The organism is Collinsella sp. AM36-4AA (assembly GCF_003467795.1).
Taxonomy (GTDB): domain Bacteria; phylum Actinomycetota; class Coriobacteriia; order Coriobacteriales; family Coriobacteriaceae; genus Collinsella.
The window spans coordinates 1,033-1,514 of record NZ_QSHS01000060.1 but is presented as its reverse complement, the minus strand read 5'-3'; the positions used below and the strand labels follow the sequence as shown (position 1 = coordinate 1,514).

Genomic DNA, 482 nt, shown 5'->3' with positions numbered 1-482 from the left:
TGAACTGCACCCCAAAACTTGGACGGCTTAAATAAGAACTACGCCGCAAGGGGCTGGTTCCGGAACTCCTCCGGGGTCAGCCCCTTCAGTTTAACCTGCCTTCGCCTCGTGTTCCAATGGACCACGAAGTCGTCGAGGTCCGCCTTGAAGGACTCGAAGTCCGGCCACGTCCTTCCACGGAAGAACTCGTCCTTGATGTGGCCGAAGACCTGCTCGGTGGCGCCGTTGTCGATGCAGTTGCCCTTTCTGGACATGCTCTGGACGATCCCGGCGTCCCTCAGCCTCCCGCACCATGCGGCGTGCTGGTACTGCCAGCCCATGTCGCTGTGAAGCACCGGCGTCGCGCCCTCGGGCATCTTCGCCAGCAGCCGGTCGAGCAGCTCGGCCTGCTGCGCCATGTCCGGGCTGGTCGACGTCGACCACGCGACTATCTCCTTGCTGCCGAAGTCGTACACCGGCGCGAAGTAGGCCTTGCCCCAGGG

1 protein-coding gene is annotated in these 482 nt (G+C 63.3%); it reads right to left on the bottom strand.

Annotation, left to right across the window (positions count from 1 at the left end; translation table 11 throughout):
* Positions 1-38: 38 nt before the first annotated feature.
* Positions 39-482: IS3 family transposase (locus tag DW850_RS10310; RefSeq protein WP_199575692.1), on the bottom strand; the 444-nt coding region annotated here is incomplete at its 5' end.